Below are 18,702 nucleotides of genomic sequence, written 5' to 3'. Positions count from 1 at the left end.
AAAACAGCCCTGAAGCTCTGGTTTTCAAAAATGAGTTTTTCCGGTAAACTCGGAAAATGCTACGTTTTACAGAACTGGTTTATCTGGCCGCCCCGTTTGAGCATGCTGAGCAACGGGCCTTTAATCAAAGGCTTGCCAAGTTGGTGCGGGCCTACAATTACCCTTTGTTTATGCCGGAAGAGGTTCGTCCTGAGTTGGCTGAAAACGGTTCGTTGCGAGACTGGCAACCACGGGCTGATATGAAATTGACCGGGGATCGTGAAACCGATTTGGATTTGTTGATGACGGAAGCCTGTATGGACGCCATTAACAAGGCCAATTTGCTAATTGCCGTTTATTATGGCGAGGAATTTGATCCCTTAACCGCCTTTGAAGTGGGTTACGCGCTGGGTCGGCGGGTGAATGTGGTGGCGGTTCAAAATACGCTGGTGCCGGAGCTGATTCGGTGTGGTACCTTGCAGCGCTTGGCCTCTCCCCAGTTTTGCTCCCGCATTGTGATGGCCCCTCACGACGATGAGCAATTCCCGGATCGCCTGATTCCCATCCTCAATCGTTATTTCGCCCCGCACAAGCTGTAATTATAGTTTTCAGGGCGATGTTGAGGATTGATTACTCGCCGGTAGGCAGTCCTATTTTGGCGGCGATGAGTGTGTCCCGAAGGGTATCGGGCAGCCAGGAAAAGGGGCGTCTCCACAAGGCGTTTTTACCCAGGGTGTAGCGGGTTTTGGGACGCGGGGCAGTTAAGGCATGCACCACCGCCCTGGCCACAACTTCCGGGGGAATGCCCCGGCTTTCGGACTGTTTCGATGCCTGTTCAACCAGATTTAAGGCGCTTGCGTAGAGTTGCCGCAAGTCCTCGGGAAGTTTGTGCTGAACCGCATTGGATATGTTCCGGGCCTTGCGCCAAATGGGGGTGGACACGCTCCCCGGTTCAATCAGGGCCACTTGAATGCCCCAAGGCTTCAGCTCCACACGCAAGGCATCCGTAATGGCCGCCAAGGCAAATTTGGAGGCGGAATAAGGCGAAACAAAGGGAAGGGCGTTGATGCCCGCCACCGAACCCATATTCACAATGCGTCCCCGCCCTTTTCGTAGCAGGGGCAAAAAACGCTGGGTTACTTCAATCTGGCCAATTAAATTAACATCCAGTTGATGTCGCCATTCCGCAATGGGCACCAGTTCCAGTGGGCCGCTGATCACAATGCCCGCGTTATTCACCAGTCCGTGTAAGCCCGCTCCCTGAAGTTGCTCTTCAATCAAGTGAAACGCCTGAGCAATGGCGGTGCTGCTGGTCACCTCCAGTGGAATGGGGATAATGCCGGGATGCAGTGTTCGCAGGGCTTCTCCGTCCGTTGGGTTTCGAAAACCGGCGAAAACCTGATGACCCAGTTCAGCCAGTGTTTGGGCGCAACAATACCCGATGCCGGAGGAAGCCCCACTGATGAAGATTGATTTTTGGCTGGGTGGACAATGGCCGGGGATTGAGCGGTTTAACATTCAATTCAGAACTTCTCGATTGAAAACTCAGGGAAGGCGTTCCAACCCAGCATACGCCACAATATAACCTTTGAACAGGGTGGCTAATTTATTGATTCAACACTTTATGCTTTAGTAAATATCAGTTGGTTCAAAATGGGTTTTTTTGAGAGATTGAGCTTGACCTGCGAAAGCAATGAGTAAGAAATCCAAAAAAGCATTTTCTGTTTTTGAGAAGGCAGGCGCTGAAACAGGGGCTATCTATTCAGGCTGCCCCAGTATGAATGAAATGACGGTTGCGGCGTTACAAGAGGTTCTGGAGGCCATTCAACGACAGCAACACGTCTTGTCATCCCTGAGTCATGCGGCCCTTTTGGGCGCCGATTTGACGGAATTGTTTTTAGAGGTGGCTCATCAGATAACCTGGGCTTTACCAGTAGAGGCCTGTCGGTTATTGCAAGGTTCATCCGCTAGCGGTTGGATTTTAAATGCGGCTGAGGGCTGGCCAGATAGTTTGTCGGATGCGCTTTTGCTGAATGAATTGTTGCCGGTGGGTTATGGTGGTTTGGCAGGCTTGGCCTTGCAAAGCGCCGGGGTGGTGGTTATGCCCAACACGGGAGCGGAGCCTCGTTTTCAGCCAGGGCCGGATTATGAGCATATAAACACTGCGGCGGCGGTTGCCATTTTTAGTGGCGGGGCCTGCTTTGGGGTGTTAGAAATGGGGTCTGTTCAGCATCGTGTTTTCAGGTCGGATGAATTGCGCTTTTTACAATCCGTGGCTTATTTATTGGGAGATGTGCTACAGTCCCAGGTTCGGCTGGCCAGTGGCAATCCTGAAATACAGTCATCCAGTTTGAAAGGACAGGATATTGAAAGTCGGTTTCGGGCCCTGACGGATGCCGTGCCGGTTTTAATCTGTATTTGTGATGAAACGGGACGGGCTGTTTATTATAACCAGGCGTGTCAGGATTTTACGGGTCTCTCTTGCGATGATTTACTCTATAAAAGCTGGATGGAAGTGGTTCATCCCGAGGATCGCCAAAAGTTGATCGATGTTTATGCGCGTGCCATTCCTCAAAAAGTGCCTTTTACGTTTGAGTATCGGGCCATTCGTCATGATGGTCTGGTTCGATACCTGATGAATACTGGCGCCCCTCACTTTCAGCCCGCAGAGCAGTTTTCGGGTTACGTGATGGCTGCCGTTGACGTGACCGAGGAAAGGAAGTCCACCGCCCGTACCCAGTGGATGATGGATGCCAATTTGGCTGGGATTTTTTACCTTCGGCTGGATGGCAAAATTCTGGATTGTAATCAGGCTTTTATGGCTATGACCGGCTACAGTCGAGAGGAATTGACGCAACAGGCGCTTGATATCTGGACCTTGACCCCGCCCGAATACAGGGCCGTTTGCGCCAACGCCATTCAGCAGATAAAAACATCGGACGCTTGCCAGCCTTTTGAAAAAGAATACATCCGAAAGGATGGTTCCCGGCTGGATGTGTTGGTAACGTCGGCCCGCTTGTTAGAGGAAGATCCTGATGTTGCTGTCACTATGGTATTTGACATTTCCCCTCGCAAGCAAATTCAGCGGGCTTTGGAAAAAAGGCTGGATCGGGAATCACTGAACCGGGAAATTCTGGAAATAGCCACTCGCAGTGACAGTATAGAGTCGGTGATGGATGAGGCGGTTCGCATTATCGGGGCCAGATTTCAAGCGGATCGGGTCATGATTATTTATTACCCATCGGGGTCAGAGCCCGGTGACAACGGCCTTAAAATTTCCAATCAGTATTTATCTTCTTCCGCCATTCAGCCCTTTGATTTTTCAAAGTTTCCCCCGGCTCTGGAATCTTGTCTTCAAACTTACGTTCCGGCTTATTTCAAGCGCTTAAAACGTCCGGTGGTCAGTTCAGAAGATTTTTTAAATCTGATAGAGCGCGCTTTTCGATTGAACGGTCTGTCAGATGAAACGGTGGCCTCTCACATGCAAGCGTTTCGTCAGGTTTGGAGCGAACGGTTTAGGGTTGTGGCTTATGTTCGTCTGGGTATTCAGTATCTGGGCAAACATTACGGTTCTTTGAATCTGCAGCACTGCGCCCAGCCCAACCAGTGGACCACCGAGGATCTGGCGTTGCTGGGTGATGTGGTTAACTATTTGGGGGCCGCCTTTTACCAGATGGAGCTGGCCCAGCACGAACAACAAATGATGCGAAAGCTGGAAAAAAGCTATAACCTCATTCACATTATCAGTCAGGCTCAAAACCACTTTATTACCAGTGGCAATAACTGGGAAATGTTTCAGGAACTGTTGAACCGCTTGCTGGCTTATACAGACAGTGAATATGGGTTTATCGGTGAGGTGTTGCACGATAGTGAGCAGCAGCCCTACCTGAAAACGCACTTTTTAACCGATATTTCCTGGAACGAGGAAACCCGCCGCCTTTATCAGGAAACGATTGACTCAGGCATGGAATTTCATAATTTGAAAACGCTGTTTGGGCAGGTCATGGTGACGGGGAAACCGGTTTTTTCCAACAATCCCGCTCAGGATCCCCGCCGTGGGGGATTGCCCAAAGGGCATCCGCCGTTAAGGGCTTTTTTGGGGCTTCCTTTGTACAAGGGAAGCGAAATGGTAGGCATGATCGGCATCGCCAATCGATCCAGCGGATATGATGAGGCGCTGGCCGAAGAGCTACAACCTTATCTGGTGGCTTGCGCCAATATTATTGTGGGGGTGCGAGATGAAGCCCTGCGAGAACGTTTGACCCAGGAGTTAAAGGCCAGCGAGCAAAATCTGAAAAACTACGCCAGCCGGTTGGAAGTGAGTAATACGGAGCTGGAACAGTTTGCCACCGTTGCCTCTCACGATTTGCAGGCCCCTTTGCGAAAAGTAATCGTATTCACCGAGTTTTTACGCACGGCACTCGGAGATGATTTGTCTGAGGAGTGCCGGGATTATGTAGATCGCATTCAGAAAGCATCTGGCAAAATGCAGGGCATGATTACCGATTTATTGGCCCTGTCCAGAGTGACTCGCAGGGGGCAACCTTTTACGCCTGTCAGCCTGATGGAAATTACTCAGGAGGTGCTTTCTGATTTGGAGGAAACCATTCATGAAACTGGCGCTCAGGTTTCCATAGGGGAAATGATGACCATTGACGCCGACAGATTGCAGATGCAACAGGTATTACAAAACCTGATTGATAACGCCCTGAAGTTTCATAAACCCGGTACAGGGCCGGTAATAGAGGTATCCGTCGTGCCTGTTTCTGATACGCATTGTCAAATCCGGGTCAAGGATGAGGGCATTGGGTTTGATGAAAAGCATCTGGACCGTATTTTTACCATTTTCGATCGCTTGCATGGGGAGCATGAATACAGTGGCACCGGCATGGGGCTGGCCATTGTTCAAAAAATCGTTAACCGCCATCACGGGGAAGTCACTGCCCAAAGCAAGCCTGAAGCGGGCGCTACGTTTGTGGTGACTTTGCCGGTGCATCAAGCCGGACTGCAATAAAAGCTGCCGGGAGATTTGGCGCTGGGCACGAGGTGATGGAATTTTTTTTGATATCCTCCACTTTGACAAGTGCGCTGATATCAGGCCCTGACAAAGGGGTTATGCCGCATTTCATCTCCCAGGGTGGTGCTGGGGCCATGGCCGGTAATTACGGTGGCGGTTTCATCCAGTGTATAAAGTTGGGTTTTAATGGAACGCTCAATGGTGGGGTAATCGCCGCCCCATAAGTCGGTACGCCCAATGGCGCCCTTAAACAGGGTATCCCCGGCCACTAACAATTTGGGCGCTTCAAACCAGAAGCTCATGGAGCCGGGGGTGTGGCCGGGGGTAAACAGGGCTTTCCCCGTTACGGCGTCCAGTTTCAAGGTTTCTTCATGCTCTAGCCAGTGGTGAGGTTGGGGGACCGCTTGAAAAGGAATGTTGTAGCGTTGGCACTGCATTTCCAGATTTTCCCACAAGGGTTTGTCATTTTTATGCAGGCACAGTGGGGCTCCGGTGCTATGGTGCATTTGCCCGGATGCCAGAAAGTGATCAAAGTGAGCGTGGGTATGAATAATCTGACTCACACTGAGCCCTTCATCCGCCAAAATTTGAAGCAGTTTTTCGGGGTTGCCGCCGGGATCGATGACAATGGCCTGCCCGGAAGCTTTATCGCCAATAATGGTGCAGTTGCATTGCAACGGCCCCACGGGCAGGGTTTTAATAAACAGGGAACTGCCGGGTTGGTTTTGCATAATCTCTCTTCCCTTAATGATCAGCTGGCTGGTTTAGGGCTGGGTATTTTGACAAGGCGGTGTTGCAATCAGCATAGACAAGCAGCGACCGTTTGGCAAACCTGGCGCACGGCCTTTCATTTATTTGGCAGGAGGTGATTGAGTTGATGGCTTGAGCAGGTATAGTAGTAATGAGGTTCTTCTCCAGCGAAGGGGTTATCACGAGGGTCAGATTCCGGGGTTGGGTGGTTTAATTCCGCTTTTCGGCCTTAAAATAGCAATAGGCCAATTTTTAGGATATCCGGCTCAATAATCTACCGGGGATCGATCATTTCGGTATGACATGAATCGAGTGAAAGAAAATCATTGAAGTGAAATAAGGAGGCAGGATGGCGCTTACAATTGACGTCAGCCAGGACAAATGGGGTTTAACCGAACAGCAGCGTATGATTCGGGATATGGTTCGGGAATTTGCCGTTCAATCGGTAGAGCCACGGGCTGCCGAAATCGATAAAAACTGCCGTTTTCCGGTGGAAACCTTTCAGGAAATGGCTGAACTGGGACTGATGGGCCTGCCCGTAGACGAGCAGTACGGAGGCAGTGGGGCGGACTATCTGAGTTACGCCATTGCGGTTGAGGAACTGGCCCGTGTTTGCGCTTCCACCGCCTTGGGGCTGGCCGCTCACACTTCTTTGGTGGTGATGCCCATTTTTCTGTTTGGCAATGAAGCCCAAAAGCAAAAGTATTTGCCCGATTTATGCTCGGGTAAAAAACTGGGGGCTTACGGCCTGACTGAACCCAACGCCGGTTCTGATTCGGGCGGCACTGAAACCACGGCCGTGAAGCAGGGCGATCACTATATTTTGAACGGCAACAAAATTTTTATTACCAACGCCAATTACGCGGAAACCTTTATTGCCACGGCAGTGACCCAAAAGGGCGTAGGCACCAAGGGTATCAGCGCCTTTATTTTCGAGAAGGACACGCCGGGCTTTTCTCTGGGTTCTAAAGATGAAAAAATGGGCATGCGGGGTTCCGACTGGGGTACCTTGCAGTTTGATAAAGCCGAAATTCCCGCTGAGAACTTGATTGGGGAAGAAGGCAAAGGCTTTAAGTACTTTATGCAAACCCTGGACAACGGCCGTATTTCCATTGGGGCCTTGGCGGTGGGTATCGCCCAAGGTGCTTTGGATAAAGCCTTGCAATACGCCAAGGAACGCAAGCAGTTTGGCAAGTCCATTTCCGAGTTTCAGGCCATTCAGTTTATGCTGGCCAATATGGCTATGGAAATTGAGGCGGCCCGGTTGCTGGTGTACAATGCCGGACGCTTAAAGCTGGCCGGTCTGCCGTTTACCAAAGAAGCCAGCATGGCCAAACTGTACGCCTCTGAAGTGGCCATGCGGGCCAGCAATTCCGCCATTCAGATTCATGGCGGCTATGGCTATACCAAGGATTTCCCGGTGGAACGCTATTTGCGGGATGCCAAACTGTGCGAAATCGGGGAAGGCACCTCCGAAATTCAGCGCACGGTTATCGCCCGCAATATTTTGAGCTGAGTTCGATGGGTTAAGCGTCAGGTTTCTGGGGCTTTCAGGGGAAGGGTGTATTTGCGTCCTTCCCCTTTTCAGGCCTTTGGGGGGCATACTGGCATGTAGGGGCAATTCAAAGAGCCATCAAAAAAACTCGGTTGAACGGCTGCCGCTAGCAACCGCCTCGCCCGCAGTTTTCGATTTCTTCATTATCCTGATTCACTTGTGCAGCGGTTTGTTCCGCATCGGAATCGACTGGTCGAAAACTTTCCATTGCTTGATTGCTGCTTTCAACCAGGTTGCGCACGATGGCCTGATCCGCCGGACTCATACTCTGGAAATCTTTAGAGTTTTTGACCGTTAAGCCCCAGAAGTTGCGGTAGTCATTTGATTGCTGGTTAAAATCAATGCTGGCGCTTGCGCTCATGGCGGAAAACATGCCCACAAACATGTCGGAGTTGCTGTCGCTAATCACTTCATCCTGCATTGACGCTGAGCCAGCGGAAGTATTCATGGCGTTGGCGACCGCTTGGCCTTGCTGCCCCAGCTTAATAATCATTTCGTAAACTTCGGGATCCTTGTCTTTGTATTTTTCGGCAATGTTCAGTAACTGCCCTGCGTTATGGGTCATGGCCTGCACATAACTGCCATTGCTGCCGCTCACTTGCGGGGTTACCTGGGTGGCGTCGGGCGTGGCGATGTTAAGCGTAGGATTACTGGCTCCGCCGCTGCCGCCGTTACCCGCAGGGTGGCTGGAGGCTTCTTCAGGGGGCTGGCTCGATGCTTTGGGGGCGCTACTTTTACCGGGCGATCCACTACCCAGCGGGCTGAGAATGCTCAGAGTCCCCTGGGTGGCCGCAACCTCTTTCAGGTTGCCGTTAATGGCTGGGCCCAGTACATTTAACCCATAAATGCCCAAGCCTATCAGCAGGCCCAGCACAATGCCGTATTCTGCGGTGGTATTGCCGGGGTATGAAATCTTGCTCAGCATGCAGGAACCCTTTCAAAACAAGTCTGTCCCTTAGCTATCGACAAGGCAGGCAGATTCTTCAGTGGTTGTTAAAGAATATGAATGTGAACCTGCTTAACCGGCCCTCGGCGGTGCTGTCACCTTCTTTTTCCGCTGGAGCGGCGCAACGGCTTGGCTAGGAGGGAGGCGGGTTTCGTTTTTGGGTGATAAACATTTTTTTAAGGTTTGGGTCCACCTTGATATTTTGCGTGGCCAAATGAAATTTGCCCATTTGGCTTAAAATATCGTGCTGGCTCATCAGCACTTCCGGGTTTTCCGGCGGTGGTGGGGGAATGAAATCAATTTTCCGCCCGCTTTCCTCGGTACGCCCTTCCAGCTTGTTCAGCACATCATGGATGGTAAAGGGTTCTTTCAGTTTAAACTTGCGCCCCACGGCCTGATAATCAAAGGCGGTGGGCAGTTTGTACAAGGTGTTCAGCGTTTCAATATCACGGGGGGAAATGCTGGTGACCCCGTATTGATGGGGCACAAACATAATGTCTTCCGGCCCGTCGCTATGGCCAATTAAGCCCAGGGCATGCGCGATTTCATGCACAATGGTGTGCTTCACCTCGTCCATGTCGTTGTATTGACCGTGTACCAGCCCATCTGAAATGCCGATTTTGATTTCGGCGGAATACATCAGGGATTGTGGATTTACCATGTACTGGCAATGCCCCAGAGACTTGCGATCCACCCGCCGCCAGCTCACATCAATTTGTGAGCCGTCCAGCTGGGCCATTTGCTGAAACCGGATGCGCCCTTCTGAAACCCGACTCCACAAATCAAAGGCCTCAAACACCATTTGGTTATAGGCGTAAGATTCGTTTTGCTTGGATTTTTCGTACCAGCGAAAGGGCGCCACATAAATTTTAATGGGCATGGCCGAGTCTGGCCAGCGAACCGTCAGGCCATCTTTCAGGCAGTCATTGAGATACGTTCTTTCCATCTCTTTATTATAGGCGTGGCAGGTTGGTTTTTTGATTTTTTCAGATTCTATTTTTGAATTTTTCAATGTTTATGAGCAATGCTCTAGCCCCATCTGTGAAAATGGTGCAAAATAAAAGTATGAAAATTCATTGCCTGATTCGTTCCCAGTTTTTACCCATCCCTCAGGATGTGGCCTGGGCATTTTTTTCCAATCCTTCTAATTTGGCGCTTTTAACCCCGCCATGGGTGCATTTTCAGGACCAGAGCTACGAGCAGGTTCGACAAATTTATCCGGGTCTGGTGTTGTTGCATAAAATCCAGCCTTACGGGCTGATTCCCTCTAGTTGGGTGTCTATCATCACCCAGGCTCAGGCCCCTCACTACTTTATTGACGAGCAGAAAAACGGCCCGTTCAGCTTTTGGCATCACAAACACGCCATTGAGCCTGTAGAAGGTGGGGTGGAGGTGCGAGACACCATCCATTACGCCTTGCCCTTTTGGCCGTTTGGGGAAGTGGGCGGCTTTTTCGCTCGGGCTCAAATGGAACGGGTTTTTGATTACCGTGAACGCATGCTTACCGAGTTTTTTGGCGGAGAGTAAGCGAGTGGCTTCTGAAGCCCCCTGTTTTAGCTGTTGAAACAAATGCGAAATGCAAGTGAAATTCTTGTTTTCCTTACAATAAGGTTCTCAAAACCACTGAGATGAGTTAATATAAACTCATCCTTTCGATATTTATTGGGGTAACATCAGACTGTTCCTTGGGGCGAAGTGCTTTGAAGCGCTTTATTTAAGGTTGGATGATTGAGTAGAGGTTAATCGCATGCAGCATGGTATGGATGATTTGGCATTCAATGTAAACATGAACGTGTTTGAATCGGATGATCTTCGAGAAGCCAAGCGCTTTTTTGAGTGGGCGCTGTCTTACGAGCGCAAAGGCCTTAAAATCGCAGCCGATGCATTGCGCGATGAGGGGCGCAAATCGTTTGATCGCCATTTATCCCGAAATACAGCCCTGTAACGGGCTGCGCTTTATACCGGTTTTTTAGGATAGGGGCCCAATGTAGGTCCCTATTTTTTCGCCTTGCAAAATTTTGGTAATGGCCCGGTGACGGTTAAAGTCAAACACCAGAATGGGCAACCGGGTTTCCTTGCAAAGGGTCACTGCGGTTTGATCCATTACTTTTAAGTCTTTCATCAACACATCATCGTAAGTCAGTGTGTCAAATTTAACGGCATCCGGGCAAAGCTTGGGATCTTTATCGTACACCCCATCTACCCCGTTTTTGGCCATCATAATCACATCGGCCCCAATTTCGGCGGCTCTGAGTGCAGAAGTGGTATCGGTGGAGAAAAACGGATTGCCGGTGCCGCCCGCAAAAATAACCACACGTCCTTTTTCCAGGTGCCGAACCGCTTTAAGGCGAATATAAGGCTCTGCGATGCGATCCATGCCAATGGCGCTCATTACCCGAACCTGCATGCCTTTGGATTTAACCGTTTCTTGCAGGATCAACGAATTCATAATGGTGGCCAGCATGCCCACATAATCGGCAGCGGCGCGATCCATGCCCAGCTTGGTGGAGTTTTGTACGCCCCTGAAAATATTTCCGCCGCCGACTACCACGGCAACATCACAACCCAACGATGCGGCTTCCACAATCTCATCGGCCACCAGGCTGATGACTTCCGGCTTGATGCCGAATCCTTGATCGCCCATCAGCGCTTCGCCGCTAATTTTAAGCAGCACTCGCTGGTATTTGATGCCTTTGGGGGTGAGTGGGCTGGGTTGGTTCATAATCTCGGCTTCTGTTGGGGTCATAGTCATTTTAACGCTCGCTGGTCTTCAATGATAGGGACGCTATTTAAATAAAGGAAAGACTGTCTGAAAAAAAGCCCCTCCCGGTAAAAAGGAGGGGCTTTTTTAATAAGAAGCTTTACACTCGGGCGGCGGCTGCCACCTCTTCGGCAAAGTTGGTTTCTTTTTTCTCAATGCCTTCGCCCAGGGCGTAACGGGTAAAGCGAATCACTTCAACCTCGTTGTCGCCCAATTCGGTGGCACGGGCCTTGATGATGTCATCCACGGACTGGGATGGGTCTTTCACAAAAGGCTGCTCGATCAGACAACGCTGGCCCAAAATTTTGGACACCCGGCCATCTACAATCTTGCGACGGATTTCTTCCGGCTTGTTGGCCAAATCTTCTTTGCCCATTTCCACACGGGTTTCTTCATCAATAACGGCAGGATCAATATCAGCACGGGTCACAAAGTCGGGGGAGGCGCTGGCAATTTGCATCGCCAAATCCTTCAGCAACTGTTTGAAGCCATCTTTGCTGGCGGTTTCAGGCTTTCCGGCTTTCAGTTCAATCAATACGCCCACCCGGCCACCGGTATGAATGTAGGAGTGAACCGCCCCGTTGCCTTCACGCTGGTAGCGCACAAAGCGACGAATGCTCAAATTTTCCCGAATGGCGGCGATTTTTTCAGTGACGTACTGTTGCACATTGCTACCAGCCAAAGCTTGGCTGGGTTGATCCAACAAGGCTTCCACGCTGGCAGGCGCGTCTTCCAGTACTTGCTTGTTGACTTCGCTAACCATGGTTAAAAAGGCTTCGCCCTTGGCCACAAAGTCAGTTTCACAGTTCACTTCCACCAGGGCGCCGGTTTTGGCGTCGGCGGAAATCAGGGCAGCCACTTGGCCTTCAGCAGCCGTACGGCCACTTTTCTTTTCAGCGGTGGCAATCCCTTTTTGACGCAGGACTTCAGCGGCTTTGTCCATATCGCCGCCTGCTTCCACCAAGGCTTTTTTGGCATCCATCATGCCAGCCCCGGTTTTTTCCCGCAGTTCTTTTACTTGCGATGCTGTAATTTCCATTTTGGATTCATTCCTTTAAAAAATTTAATAAGTCACAGGGTCGGCAATCACCGAAAGGCATTAACCTTCCTGATTGGCCACTGCCACTACTTCACGCGCTTCAGCGTCAGGAGCGGCGGCGGCTTCCCCGGTCATCTCTTCAGCGCTAACCGTGGTACCGGCCTGGCCGCTACGCATTTTGTTAACGTGATCTTCACGACTGGCGCTGCCTTCGATAATCGCATCGGCCATTTTCTTGCAAATCAGGCGGATGGAACGGGTGGCGTCATCGTTACTGGGAATCACATATTTAATGTTGTCGGGGCTGCAGTTGGTATCTACCATGCTGACGATAGGAATACCGATTTTGGTGGCTTCCTGAACGGCGATGGATTCCCGACGCTGGTCAACCACGAACAGCACATCAGGCATGCCACGCATTTCCTTAATGCCGCCCAAAGAGCGCTCCAGTTTATCCAGTTGGCGGGTCAATACGGCGACTTCTTTTTTGCCCAAACGCTCAAAGTGGCCGTTGTTCCGCATTTCTTCCAGTTCACGCAGCTTGTTAACCCGGGTGCGGATGGTTTCAAAGTTGGTGAGGGTTCCGCCCAACCAGCGCTTGTTGATGAAGTATGCGCCGCAACGGGTGGATTCTTCTTCTACAATGTCGGAAGCCTGGCGTTTGGTGCCAACGAAAACAATCTTTTTGCCCTGAGCAGCGGATTTTTTCATGAACTCATACGCCTCGTCCAAGAGGTGGCTGGTTTTGGTTAAATCGATGATGTAGATGCCGTTGCGTTCGCCCCAGATATAGGGTTTCATTTTGGGGTTCCAGCGGTGTACCTGGTGACCAAAGTGGACGCCGGCTTCCAGCAACTCTTGTAGTGATGCGACTGGCATATGTGGTTCTTGCTCCTTCAAATAAGTCTCACGTGGGTGATACAGACGATACCAATAGGCAATAGTGCCTCACAACGAATTGGCTTTTTGGGCTTTATTTTTTCTGTTTAAACACAAACGTTAAAAACAAAAATAAAGGCAGGCAAATTCGTAGTCGGGGTCACACTATATTACATACTGAAAAAATTTCCACAAGCGCCGGTTGTCCCCGCCCTGGGTGATAGCGGGTGCTGTGATACGGCTGGGGTGTGGACGGATGGCGGTTTTAAAACTTAATGGCTCGACGCTTTTTCGGTTTTGCGTTGCCCTTTTTTAGGGGTCGCCATGGCATCGGTCAGCGCGATTTTGGCTAGAGGTTCCCGGCTGTATTGCTTGAAAAAGACCAGTTTGTGGTCAGTTTTAACGTTGTCCACATTAAAGGTAATATTGCTGGTTACATGGGCATTGGGAGTGATTTTGTTGAACCACATGCCGGTATCGCCAAAGGGAGAGGGGTAAAACATGTTGCCATGCTCGTCTTCCAGCCCGATTTCAAAGGTGGAAAACGTATTTTCGGTGTGATTGGTCACATCCAGCGTTAAATTAATCTCGGTGGGTTCTCCGAAAGGGTCATTATCAAAGCGCATGCCCAGTACTTTAACCTGAAGCCCCTCTAAGGCGTAGTTATCGGCTGAGGCATCCGGCATATTCATGGTGGGCAGGTGTAAATCTTCGGCCAGTTTTACCCGAATTTCGGCGCCCGGTTGAATCATGGCGTTTTTGCCTTTGGTCAGCATGGCGGCAGTGAGTCCCACCACACCACCCACGGCGGCCCCGCCAGCCAGTGCGTAACCTTCAGAGGCTGCCACTGCGGCCATTCCGCCATATTTTAAAACCATAACTGCCCCAGCCACGCCGCCTACTGCGGTAAAGCCGGTGGCTCGGCCCACCACTTTGGCCGCTGCCTTGGCTTTGGAATCTCGGGTGGTGTTTTTGCCTTCAATGGAAATTTCCCGCCCGTCCGGGGTAATCATATAATCAAACTTGGTGCTGATATACCCATTGCGTCCGGCCCGCTTGGGGCCTTCCATTTCGGATACCAGTCCATGCACGATGGTGCCCTTGGGGATGACCACTTTGCCGTCTACAGTGTAGTCTTTGCTCACCTTGCCAAAAAATTCGTCGCCCTCAATGTTCACACCGGTGGTTACGGCAGTGGAAATTACCATATCCAGCGTGGTGCCGGGCGGGATTTCCTTAATGTCGTTTTCATTAACGGTGGGGCTGGTAATGGTTTTTTTGGTTTTGATAACCCCGCCCTTCAATACGGTTTGACCCGCATCCTGGGCTTGGGCGGTTGGGGTCCAGGCCAATAAACCGGAAGAAGCCAGGGCCAAGGCTAGCGTGGCGGCAATTAGCGGTTGCGTATGGATGGTTTTATTGCTCATAGCGCCTGGACTCCACATTTTTAACATTGATGCCGCCGGACGGGCTGATTCTGTTTTCTACAGACGAGCCAAACCGATTTTGTTCGTCATTTGTTCGTATAGGTACTAAAACAGAACCCTGTTCACAGTTTACCTTAAGCGCAATCCCAGCGTTATCCCCTGAATGTCCTAGAGCCGTTCCTGTATTGATGAAACGCTCGCAAAGCGCGGCTGTTTGGCCGGATCGTGTGAAAAACTTTACCGACGCCTTTTTGTCGTAGATGATTTTCTGCTAGGATATTTTGGCTTTGTGTGGGACTTACCGTAAGCGGCCTAACTTACAAAGTTAACAAAAAACGACCACTCAAAAAAAGCGATAAAAATTCGAGTTGAGCTGAAAAAAAGCAAGGCTGAAAAATTAAATCTTTATTTTTTAAATTAAAAATGCATCAAAAAAGGACTCATAGCCACTATGCAACTTTTCGTTGATACCGCCGACCTGAAAGAAATTCGTGAAGCCGCCGCCATGGGCGTGATTTCTGGTGTTACTACCAACCCCAGCCTGTTGGCCAAAAACGGCAGTGGCGATGTGAAAAGTGTGATTCGTGAAATTTGCGAACTGGTGCCGGATGGCCCGGTGAGTATGGAAGTGGTGGGCGACACCGCCGAGCAAATGATTAAAGAAGGCAAGGCCTTTTCCACCTGGGCTTCCAATATTTATGTCAAGGTTCCCTTTTGCGTAGAAGGGATGAAAGCCGTCAAGTGGTTTGCCCAAGAGGGCATTCACACCAACGTAACCCTGGTGTTTTCCACCAATCAGGTGTTACTGGCCGCCAATGCCGGGGCCAGCATTATCAGCTCCTTTGTGGGGCGTTTGGATGACATTGGTTTTGATGGTACCCAAGTGATTGCCGAATCTGTGGATCTGGTTCGCCAGCACGGGTTTGCCAGCAAAATTCTGGCCGCCAGCATTCGGCATCCATTGCACGTTACCCAGGCCGCTGCTGCGGGCGCTGATATTTCTACCATTCCGTTCAAAGTGTTGAAGCAAATGTATGATCACCCGCTGACTGAAAAGGGTATGTCCCTGTTCAAAGCGGATTGGGATAAGCTGAACGCCACCTTGGCTGTTTAGCGTTAAATGGGCCGGGGAGACAATTGCTCAACCCCGGCTTTCCTGTCGTTTGGGGTTAATTTTGTTTAAAGGAGCCTGTCGCAAGAGTTTGAGTTAAAGTCGCAAGGGGAAACGTTGCTTTCGGCGCAAGCCGGGTCGTTTGTAAAATCCAACAATTGAATACACACATTGACTTTGGGTCTGTACGAAGTTATGTAAATTTGCGTGTAATTTTGTTACAAGCCAAACGCAAAAAATCCTCTATTAGTATAATAGAACTGAGAGGAAGCAACTGCTATGTTTAGTAGTAGACATAGCGTTTTGCCGCTGTTCCTGTTTTACGTAAGAAAAGTACTGTGACCCGGTTCCTGACTATCAAGAAGCAATAGGTGTGTGTCGATGGAAACAACGACCCCAGAATCGCTGGTGACGGAAAGCCTGCGAGTGACTCATCAGATTGGCTTGCTCAATAAATACGTGCAAAAAGCCAAAAAAGTGGCCATCAATTCAATTGATCCAATTTATGCCGATAATAACGAGATTCGGGGATTTAATGTACGCCTGGAAGGCCCTCCCCGCCATATGAGCTACCTGAACCGGTTGTTGTTAGCCGCGAACTTAAAAGTAAGTTAGGCGTCTAATTTAACGGATATATCACCTTTTAAAGTCTCGCTGGCTTTGCCTTGCGGGGCTTTACTCCTGTTTTTGGGTATCAAAACGGGGACCTGCGGATTATAATAAAGCCACCCAACCAGTGGGATACCATGATCTTGTTACAGTCCGTTCATCAACCCGGCAATGCAAACGGTGAGTTAAGCCCTCGTTATCAAGGGCTGCGTGTTGATGTGATTGCCGAGGTGGTGCCTGCCGTTCAGGGAAATATCGCTATGGGCCAGCTTCGCGCATTGCTGTTAAACCTGGACTTTGTGGTGCTAATAGGCCCAAAGCGAAAGCCTTTGGCTGTGATTGGGCGTGGCGATCTGGCACACCTTTGGAAACAGCCAGATGAGGCGCGGCTTCAGTCTTTTGCAGAGGCGTGGATGCCTTGTCAGGTTTCTGCCAATGAAACCTTGCAGCAGGTGAACTATCGGTTTGCTTCCTGTGAGCAAGCGATGCTGCCTTTGGTGGATGCCAAAGGCCGCTATACTGGTAAATGCGCCAGTTTGCCCCGGCTGATACGGCTGAAATCTGGCACCTTGCGACCACCCCGAGTGGGTGGGCTGGCCACGCCACTGGGGGTTTACATGACTTCTGGGCATTACATGGCCGGGGCCGGTTGGCCGGGTTTGGTGGCCGCCGGTTTTTTGTTTGGCATACTGGCCCCCTTTCTGGATTTGCTGTCGGTGGCGCTTTTTAGTGTGCTGGTTCTGGTTTATCCGCCGGTTCAAATTTTACCGGTGGGTGAGCAAACCATTTTGCAGGGCGGGCTGTTGCTGGCTTGTTTGCTAGGGTTACTGCGGTTGACCCCTTTGGCGGGTCTGCATGCCGCCGAACATATGACCATTAACGCCATTGAAGCCGATTTGGCATTAACTGAACCTATGGTTCGCACCCAACCCAGAGAACATCAGCGGTGCGGCACCAACCTGGTGGCTTTGCTGGGTGGATTGCAGATTGCCGCCATTTCGTTGTTTTACGCCAACCCGCGTTTGAGCGGTTTGGGTTTGTTGTTGTATGCCACGTTGTGGTTCTGGCTGGTCTTTTCTTTCTGGAGGCCGATGGGGCTTTGGTTGCAAAGGCACTTCACCACCAAAACGCCTTCTTGGGCGCAATTGGCCAGTGGCATTCGGGCGGGTCATCAGTTGCTTGAGCGCTTTACAGAACGTCCCCACGGCGTCCCTTCTTTTTGGCGACGGTTATGGGGGGCGGGCTTATTGCAAATGATGACTGGCTTCGCGGCGGGGTTCTGGCTGGTGGACTGGTTGCTGGCCGGATTGGGCTGGTCATCGGCGTTCTGATGCCGTGTTTGGGGGCATCCATTTTTGAAATGAGCCGTTTAATCGCTTGGATTTGGTAGAATAAAAGTCTACTTGTTGAATGGAAACAATCCCCTTTAAGAAACAAGTGGCATTTTACCCGCCGCCTGAGGTGTGTCGCAGGCATTATCCGGTTTTAATGAAAAAGAGGCGCCCGTACCACCATGTATGAATTACTGGCTATCCCGGACATTTCCAAGTTCGGCTCCATTTTAATGATGTTGATTTTCATCAGCGTTTTAATCATTGCCCACGAAATGGGACACTTTTTTGTAGCCAGAAAATGCGGAATAAAGGTAGAGCGCTTTGGCTTTGGCCTACCGTTTGGCCCTACCCTGTGGTCCAAAAAAATAGGCGATGTGGAATATTGTATTCATGCCTGTTTGTTTGGGGGCTATGTGGCTTTTGCGGATGATGATCCTGAAAACCCCTTGCCCAAGGATTCTCCAGAGCGATTTGAGAATCAGCCTTTATTGTCCCGCTTTGCGGTGATGGTGGCCGGGGTGACGGTCAACGCCATTTTAGGCTGGACCCTGATGTTTGTGGTGTTTATGGCCTGGGGTTATCCCAGTGGCGAGGCCGAACGCAGGGTGATGATTGGGGGAGTGGCCAACGCCTCTGCTCCGGCGGCTCAAGCTGGTTTTGCAAAGGGCGATGAGCTTAAAAGCATTAATAATCAAACCATTGCCGGTAAAGATTACATGGCCATGGTAAAGAATGTGCAGGCGGTGTTCAAGGAAAACGCCACCCGCCCCATTGAGGTTGAAGTGCTGCGGGGCAAGCAAACCCGTGCCTTGACCGTAACCCCGAACAAGGCTGGTACCATTGGCATTCAGTTGGCCGCCGTGCAGCGCTACGATGCCTTGAAAAGTCCGGTGGATGGGGCAGTTAAAACCTCCTCCTTTTTGGGTACGGTTATTGTAAAGCAGTTTGAGGCGTTCGGTCGGTTGTTTACGGGCCAAATGGCGCTGAAAGAGTTGGCGGGGCCCATTGGCATCGTGAAGCAAGGCGCTGCCATGATTGATCAAAATGGGATTCAGACCGGGTTGATGTTAACGGCCATTATCAGCGTGATTTTGGCGGTAATGAACCTGTTGCCCATTCCGGCGCTGGATGGCGGGCATATTTTCTTTTTGCTGATTGAAGCGGTGAAGGGCTCTCCGGTTAAGCAGGAAGTGCGGGAGCGTTTCACCCAGTATGGCTTTATGGGCTTACTGGCCCTGATTGTGTTTATTTTGGGCAACGACGTCTATAACGTGTTTATCAATCCCGGCAGTTAA

The 18,702-nt window shown here is 50.6% G+C and carries 17 protein-coding genes; 9 read left to right on the top strand and 8 right to left on the bottom strand.

Annotated features, from left to right (window positions below; genetic code table 11):
- Window positions 1-56: 56 nt before the first annotated feature.
- Complete coding sequence (locus ACEW81_RS12680; RefSeq protein WP_373533358.1) at window positions 57-578, top strand: nucleoside 2-deoxyribosyltransferase; 522 nt, start codon at window positions 57-59, stop codon at window positions 576-578.
- A gap of 31 nt (window positions 579-609) precedes the next feature.
- On the opposite strand, the gene ACEW81_RS12675 is transcribed toward ACEW81_RS12680, so the two are convergent.
- A complete protein-coding gene (locus ACEW81_RS12675; protein ID WP_373533357.1) occupies window positions 610-1,497 on the bottom strand; it encodes an SDR family oxidoreductase in 888 nt (295 codons plus the stop codon).
- 259 nt (window positions 1,498-1,756) lie between these two features.
- Here ACEW81_RS12675 and ACEW81_RS12670 point away from each other — a divergent pair, with 259 nt between their 5' ends.
- Complete coding sequence (locus ACEW81_RS12670) at window positions 1,757-4,993, top strand: PAS domain S-box protein (RefSeq protein ID WP_373533356.1); 3,237 nt, start codon at window positions 1,757-1,759, stop codon at window positions 4,991-4,993.
- 80 nt (window positions 4,994-5,073) lie between these two features.
- On the opposite strand, the gene ACEW81_RS12665 is transcribed toward ACEW81_RS12670, so the two are convergent.
- Complete coding sequence (locus tag ACEW81_RS12665) at window positions 5,074-5,727, bottom strand: MBL fold metallo-hydrolase (protein WP_373533355.1); 654 nt, start codon at window positions 5,725-5,727, stop codon at window positions 5,074-5,076.
- 368 nt (window positions 5,728-6,095) lie between these two features.
- On the opposite strand from ACEW81_RS12665, the gene ACEW81_RS12660 reads away from it, so the two are divergent.
- Window positions 6,096-7,262 carry an acyl-CoA dehydrogenase gene (locus tag ACEW81_RS12660; RefSeq protein WP_373533354.1) on the top strand — a complete coding sequence of 389 codons (1,167 nt, stop codon included), beginning with the start codon at window positions 6,096-6,098 and terminating at the stop codon, window positions 7,260-7,262.
- Window positions 7,263-7,407: 145 nt separating this feature from the next.
- Here ACEW81_RS12660 and ACEW81_RS12655 read toward each other — a convergent pair whose 3' ends face one another.
- Window positions 7,408-8,226 carry a hypothetical protein gene (locus ACEW81_RS12655; RefSeq protein WP_373533353.1) on the bottom strand — a complete coding sequence of 273 codons (819 nt, stop codon included), beginning with the start codon at window positions 8,224-8,226 and terminating at the stop codon, window positions 7,408-7,410.
- Window positions 8,227-8,380: 154 nt separating this feature from the next.
- Complete coding sequence (locus ACEW81_RS12650) at window positions 8,381-9,193, bottom strand: matrixin family metalloprotease (protein WP_373533352.1); 813 nt, start codon at window positions 9,191-9,193, stop codon at window positions 8,381-8,383.
- Between the two features lie 119 nt (window positions 9,194-9,312).
- Between ACEW81_RS12650 and ACEW81_RS12645 the strand changes: the two genes are divergently transcribed.
- Window positions 9,313-9,774 (top strand): SRPBCC family protein, encoded by a 462-nt coding sequence (locus tag ACEW81_RS12645; protein ID WP_373533351.1) that lies wholly within the window; start codon window positions 9,313-9,315, stop codon window positions 9,772-9,774.
- A gap of 220 nt (window positions 9,775-9,994) precedes the next feature.
- The gene (locus ACEW81_RS12640; RefSeq protein WP_373533350.1) at window positions 9,995-10,192 is read left to right on the top strand and encodes a hypothetical protein; all 198 of its coding nucleotides are present in this window, start codon (window positions 9,995-9,997) and stop codon (window positions 10,190-10,192) included.
- A gap of 24 nt (window positions 10,193-10,216) precedes the next feature.
- Here ACEW81_RS12640 and pyrH read toward each other — a convergent pair whose 3' ends face one another.
- The 4 genes from pyrH to ACEW81_RS12620 all read right to left on the bottom strand — a co-directional run bounded on the left by pyrH (window position 10,217) and on the right by ACEW81_RS12620 (window position 14,353).
- Complete coding sequence (gene pyrH, locus ACEW81_RS12635; RefSeq protein WP_373533349.1) at window positions 10,217-10,969, bottom strand: UMP kinase; 753 nt, start codon at window positions 10,967-10,969, stop codon at window positions 10,217-10,219.
- A gap of 139 nt (window positions 10,970-11,108) precedes the next feature.
- Window positions 11,109-12,047 carry a translation elongation factor Ts gene (gene tsf, locus ACEW81_RS12630; protein ID WP_373533348.1) on the bottom strand — a complete coding sequence of 313 codons (939 nt, stop codon included), beginning with the start codon at window positions 12,045-12,047 and terminating at the stop codon, window positions 11,109-11,111.
- Between the two features lie 60 nt (window positions 12,048-12,107).
- Entirely contained in the window at window positions 12,108-12,926 is an 819-nt protein-coding gene (gene rpsB / locus ACEW81_RS12625; RefSeq protein WP_373533347.1) for a 30S ribosomal protein S2, read from the bottom strand.
- 272 nt (window positions 12,927-13,198) lie between these two features.
- Complete coding sequence (locus ACEW81_RS12620) at window positions 13,199-14,353, bottom strand: hypothetical protein (RefSeq protein WP_373533346.1); 1,155 nt, start codon at window positions 14,351-14,353, stop codon at window positions 13,199-13,201.
- A gap of 451 nt (window positions 14,354-14,804) precedes the next feature.
- Between ACEW81_RS12620 and fsa the strand changes: the two genes are divergently transcribed.
- From fsa to ACEW81_RS12600, 4 genes are all read left to right on the top strand, one after another.
- On the top strand, window positions 14,805-15,467 hold the full coding sequence (gene fsa, locus ACEW81_RS12615; protein ID WP_373533345.1) for a fructose-6-phosphate aldolase: 663 nt from the start codon (window positions 14,805-14,807) through the stop codon (window positions 15,465-15,467).
- Between the two features lie 378 nt (window positions 15,468-15,845).
- Window positions 15,846-16,079 (top strand): hypothetical protein, encoded by a 234-nt coding sequence (locus tag ACEW81_RS12610; RefSeq protein ID WP_373533344.1) that lies wholly within the window; start codon window positions 15,846-15,848, stop codon window positions 16,077-16,079.
- A 137-nt stretch (window positions 16,080-16,216) separates the two neighbouring features.
- Window positions 16,217-17,404, top strand: coding sequence for a DUF1385 domain-containing protein (locus tag ACEW81_RS12605; protein ID WP_373533343.1), 1,188 nt, complete (start codon window positions 16,217-16,219; stop codon window positions 17,402-17,404).
- Between the two features lie 182 nt (window positions 17,405-17,586).
- Window positions 17,587-18,702, top strand: coding sequence for a M50 family metallopeptidase (locus ACEW81_RS12600; protein ID WP_373533342.1), 1,116 nt, complete (start codon window positions 17,587-17,589; stop codon window positions 18,700-18,702).

The organism is Vampirovibrio sp., assembly GCF_041737375.1.
Taxonomy (GTDB): Bacteria; Cyanobacteriota; Vampirovibrionia; order Vampirovibrionales; family Vampirovibrionaceae; genus Vampirovibrio.
Note: the sequence above shows the minus strand (reverse complement) of the source record. Positions and strands in the feature narration are given on the sequence as shown.